General features: G+C 70.7%; 6 protein-coding genes and 1 pseudogene. 3 read left to right on the top strand and 4 right to left on the bottom strand.

The features are described from left to right. Positions 1 to 120: 120 nt before the first annotated feature. The gene (locus C2142_RS36190) at positions 121 to 336 is read right to left on the bottom strand and encodes a transposase family protein (RefSeq protein WP_206671097.1); all 216 of its coding nucleotides are present in this window, start codon (positions 334 to 336) and stop codon (positions 121 to 123) included. A gap of 104 nt (positions 337 to 440) precedes the next feature. On the opposite strand from C2142_RS36190, the pseudogene C2142_RS41045 reads away from it, so the two are divergent. After that, positions 441 to 644 (top strand): annotated as a pseudogene (locus C2142_RS41045) (hypothetical protein); the annotation flags it as partial. Between the two features lie 245 nt (positions 645 to 889). Here the strand turns inward: C2142_RS41045 and C2142_RS36180 are convergent. Continuing rightward, a complete protein-coding gene (locus C2142_RS36180; protein WP_162002647.1) occupies positions 890 to 1,120 on the bottom strand; it encodes a hypothetical protein in 231 nt (76 codons plus the stop codon). A gap of 76 nt (positions 1,121 to 1,196) precedes the next feature. Next, entirely contained in the window at positions 1,197 to 1,526 is a 330-nt protein-coding gene (locus C2142_RS36175) for a hypothetical protein (RefSeq protein WP_162002646.1), read from the bottom strand. A gap of 558 nt (positions 1,527 to 2,084) precedes the next feature. On the opposite strand from C2142_RS36175, the gene C2142_RS36170 reads away from it, so the two are divergent. Next, the gene (locus C2142_RS36170) at positions 2,085 to 3,152 is read left to right on the top strand and encodes a PP2C family protein-serine/threonine phosphatase (protein WP_346766418.1); all 1,068 of its coding nucleotides are present in this window, start codon (positions 2,085 to 2,087) and stop codon (positions 3,150 to 3,152) included. A gap of 164 nt (positions 3,153 to 3,316) precedes the next feature. Next, the gene (locus C2142_RS36165; RefSeq protein ID WP_148647045.1) at positions 3,317 to 3,574 is read left to right on the top strand and encodes a hypothetical protein; all 258 of its coding nucleotides are present in this window, start codon (positions 3,317 to 3,319) and stop codon (positions 3,572 to 3,574) included. 69 nt (positions 3,575 to 3,643) lie between these two features. Here C2142_RS36165 and C2142_RS41040 read toward each other — a convergent pair. After that, the coding region (locus C2142_RS41040) for a substrate-binding domain-containing protein (RefSeq protein ID WP_241003007.1) at positions 3,644 to 4,232 on the bottom strand (589 nt) is incomplete at its 5' end.

The following is a 4,232-nucleotide window of genomic DNA, read 5'->3' as shown; positions in this document are numbered from 1 at the left end:
GGATCGTGTGCAGCCGCAGGCTCCACCGCCCGTGGCGGAAGGTGAGGCCGGCGACCTGCTCAACGAATGTCGCCCGGGGACACGACGTCGCGGGGCAGCGGAAGCGCCGGACCTGCAGCTTCACGACGACTTGTCGGCACCGACTGCCGAGTCCGCCAACCGGCGCTCGTAGCGGCTGTGGACTCGACGTGATCTGGCGCCGCAGGCCGGGCAGAGCGCCTCGGGCGCACAGGCGCAGGCCGCGACGGTCACGGTATCGCCGCCGATCTCGATGTTCGCTATCTCCAGGTCGTCCAGGTCCGGGAACAGCACTTCCTCGGCATCCACCTCGCTCACGGTCATTGATCATCACGCACGTGGCGCCATCCCAGCCGGAGACCATCGAAAGTGATCACACATCGTTGATGTCGTTCGTGAATGGGATCGGTTCTGATCTTGGGGCGGTGGTGGCGGGGTTGAGTCTGCCGTTCAGCTCGGAGGCGGTGGAGGGGCAGGTGAATCGGATCAAGATGCTGAAGCGGCAGATGTTCGGCCGCGCGGGCCTGGACCTCCTGCGAAAGCGTGAGGACGGCAGCCTGCGGGTCGAGGACTTCCTGGACCGGCTGCGGGCCGGGCTGCCGGTCCTGCGCCCCGGAGCCCGGTAAGCGACCGAGTCGGCGAGTGATCACGTGTCCCGGGCTCTGGCCGACCGGGCAGAGCACCTCGACCTGACCGGGCGCAAACGGGAGGCTACCGAACTTGGTTGAGTGACGTCGGAGCCGTTCGCCTGACAGTGGTCGGTGTGCGCTCCGGTAGCTCTGGACCGTGAGATACGCACAGGGCGGCGGCTTGACCGACGCCGGGCGGGCCGGCGCGGCGGGTGCGGGGGCGGCCCTCGGAGGTGCCGGGGTCAGCTCTCCGGCGTGGGCCGATTGTCCGGTGGCGGCATGGCGAGCAGGGCCCGGACACGGCGCTCCGTCAGGATCGGGATGAACGTCCGGACCTTGGCGTCGCGCAGTTCGTCGTAGGCACCCGCGACGAGAGCCTCCACGGTGGCCGGGTCGGCCCCGGGATGGGCGGACTTGAGCCGCGTGGCTACCAGTCGCATCGCCTCCTCGTCCTCGGGCCAGACCCAGGTCACAACGGCCCCGTCCGACTGGGGACGGCCGGGCGCGTCGTCGGGCGGCCCCAGGCAGCCGGGTGACTCGGGAGCCGGATCACTGGTGGCCACGGCGTGGGCCCTTGGGCTTGCGGTCGGACGCCGGCGCGGTGAGGGTCACCATCGCGACCTCGCTCCCGGGTTCTCCCGCATTGTGGCAGGCCAGGGTGAGCAGGCCCGCGTCGGCCAGGTCTCGGAGGGCCGCGCGGAGGAGGGCCGGCGCGATACGCAGGGCCACGGCTGCGGCCGTCACCGGAAACGTCGCCGTCCGGGCGAGGTGCTGCCGCGGATCGGCGACGAGATCGACCAGCAGCCCGGCCGCGACACGCCCGTTCGGAATTTCCCTGGCCCGCCGGGCCCAGTCGGCCGCCCAGTCCTCAACCGCCATCGCCCGCACCGGCCCCACACCCCTTCGCATCCGGCCGCCTTCGGGCCGGGCCGACCCGTGGGCCCGTCGGCCCGTCCGACACCCGGCCCCCTCATCCGGCATTCTCCGCCAGCCCCGACCGGGTCGCCTGCCCGTCCCGGGTTCCGCCCGTACCCTCGCCCCATTCTTGACCGAGAAGAAGCCATAGACGGCCTGTACATGACATAAATGCCGCGCCGCGCCCGTCCTGCGGCCGCGCTCGCAGGATCGACCGATCCCGGACGGGGCCAGGCTCAGCGACCGCCGACAGTGCCGCAATGACCACAACCTACGCAGGGCCGGTACCGATGCCGCCACGACCTCAGCAGGCTGCGCTGGGACGTGCTGGTCGACTGACGCGCCAGTCGACTGCATCACCGCGCGTGGTGCCGAGCCTTCGCCGACACGGCGAAGGCGGCCAGGGCCGGGTGACCACGCTGTGACAACGGGAGGAGGTATGCAGGAGGCATGGAATCTCGGTGGCGTTTGGATCTGCGGTGGCCGCGACAACGGGGCCGCCCGCTGATCCTCATCCCCCTTGTGCTGATCGTGGTCATCTCCGTCGTGGACATGCTGGCGCCGCCGGAGGTGCACCTCGGGCCGCTCCTGGTCGCCGCCCCGGCGATCACCGCCTCGTTCGCCGGCCCGTGGACCACCATCGCGGTCGGTGCGGCGGCGGTCCTGGCTCAGGGAATCGTCGCGGCGGCGCGGACCACGCTGGTCGACCTCAACCACTCCGTCCAGATCGTCGCCCTGGCGTTGATCTCCCTGCTCGTGGCCCTTTTCGCCCATCTTCGCGAGCAGCACGAGAAGGAGATGACGCAGCTGCGTTCGGTGGCCGAGGCGGCGCAGGCAGTGCTACAGCGGCCTGTTCCGGCTCGGATGGGCCCGCTGCGGATCGCGTCGGTCTACCTCGCGGCGGAGGCCGAGGCCCAGATCGGCGGCGACCTGTACGCGGCCGTGCGAACACGGCAAGGCAGCCGATTCCTGATCGGCGACGTCCGGGGCAAGGGCCTCGAAGCGATCGGCGAGGCCTCCTTGGTGCTCGGCGCCTTCCGGACCGCGGCCTACCGGCAGGTCGACCTGCCCGTCCTGGTCTCCCACCTGGAGGGAGCGGTCTTCGGAGGGCTGGGGGAAACCGGTGACCCGGCACACGACACCGCGGACGCCGACGACACCGAGTCGTTCATCACCGCAGCCGTTCTCGACATCCCCGACACGGAGCCGGTGATCCGCCTCGCGGACTGCGGGCACCCGGCCCCGCTGCTGCTGCGCGGTGACCGAGTCACACCGCTCGATGTCAGCCGGCCTGCTCCCCCTCTGGGCCTCACGGAGTTGGCCGGATCATCCGGTCTCGAGGTCGAGACCTTCGCCTTCGAGCCGGGTGACATCGCGCTGCTGTACACGGACGGTGTCATCGAGGCGCGCGACGAATCAGGGGCCTTCTATCCGCTCGCCGAACGGCTCGCCTCCTGGGCGCCCAGCGATCCCCACGCCCTCCTGCGCCGACTTTGCCAGGACCTCCTCGCCCACGCGGGCGGGAGGCTGGGCGACGACGCGGCCATGGTCGCCATCAAGCGCGACACCACGGCCACAGGGAACGGGTAGCCGTAGTGCCGGTCACCCGGCCTCACGGACGGCTTCGTCCGCACACGGGCACACGCGACCGCGGCATGGGCCAGCCATTAGCGCGTACAGCGCCGCGTGCGAAGCGCCCGGATCTTCGGGCCGCACGACGTGGCGGCGCGTGCCATTCGGTCCAGCAGCTCGCCGTGACCGCCGTCCGGGCCGTCGAGCAGCAGACGAGGGGCGTGTTCAACGTCATCGACGACGGACCGGCCCCAGCCGGCAAGTGGCTGCCCCACCTTGCCTCGTACGTGGCGGCGAAGACCCGATGCGCGTGCTTCCCCAAGTGGCCGGCCCGGCTGCCGGCCGGAGAAGCGGCGGTGACGATGACGACCGCAGGCCGCGGCTTCTCCAACGCCAAGGCCAAGCGGGAGCTCGGCTGGGTCCTGTGTTACCCCTCGTGACGCCAGGGCTTCGAGGAAGTGGACGGCGACCGCCCGGGCGAGCGGCCTGGCTGCCATCCGCGCCGGGTTTCAGGCGAGGTTGGAGACCGCGGTTTGGACCTTGGACGTCAGCTCTTTCGGCAAGGGGACGTAGCCCACCGGGGCGACGGCCTGCTGGCCGGCCTCGCTGCTGGTGTAGGTGAGGAAGGACTTGAGGGCGGGCAGGGTCGAGGCCTTGTTTCCCTTGTCGCAGACGACCTCGTAGGTGACCAGGACCAGCGGGTAGGCGTTCTCGTCCTTGGTCCCGTAGTCGAGGTCCAGGGTGAGGTCGCCGTCGGTGCCGGTGATCTGGGCCTTGGCCAGGGTGGTGGCGGCGTTGGCGGCGGTGGCCTCGACCGGCTTGGGGGCGCCGGTGTTGATGGCCGCGCTCTTCAGGTTGTTGGTCTGGGCATAGGACAGTTCGACGTAGCCGATCGAGTCGTTGATCTGTTTGACCTGCGCCGCGACCCCGGCGGAGCCGTTCGCGGACTGGCCGCCCTTGCCTGTCCATGATTTTCCGGCCGGGTAGGCCCAGGCGCCGTTGGAGGTCGCGGCGAAGTATGCGGTCAGGTTGGCGGTGGTGCCGGAGTCGTCCGCGCGGTGGATCGCCTGGATCGGCGCGTTGGGCAGGGTGGGGATT

The sequence above is a fragment of the Streptomyces sp. CB01881 genome (assembly GCF_002953255.1).
In the GTDB taxonomy this organism is placed as follows: Bacteria; Actinomycetota; Actinomycetes; order Streptomycetales; family Streptomycetaceae; genus Kitasatospora.
Note: the sequence above shows the minus strand (reverse complement) of the source record. Positions and strands in the feature narration are given on the sequence as shown.

What these genes read in the sequence shown, in the direction of transcription:
- C2142_RS36175 (WP_162002646.1), bottom strand. Translation starts at nt 1,526, where the DNA reads ATGGCGGTTGAGGACTGGGCGGCCGACTGGGCCCGGCGGGCCAGGGAA.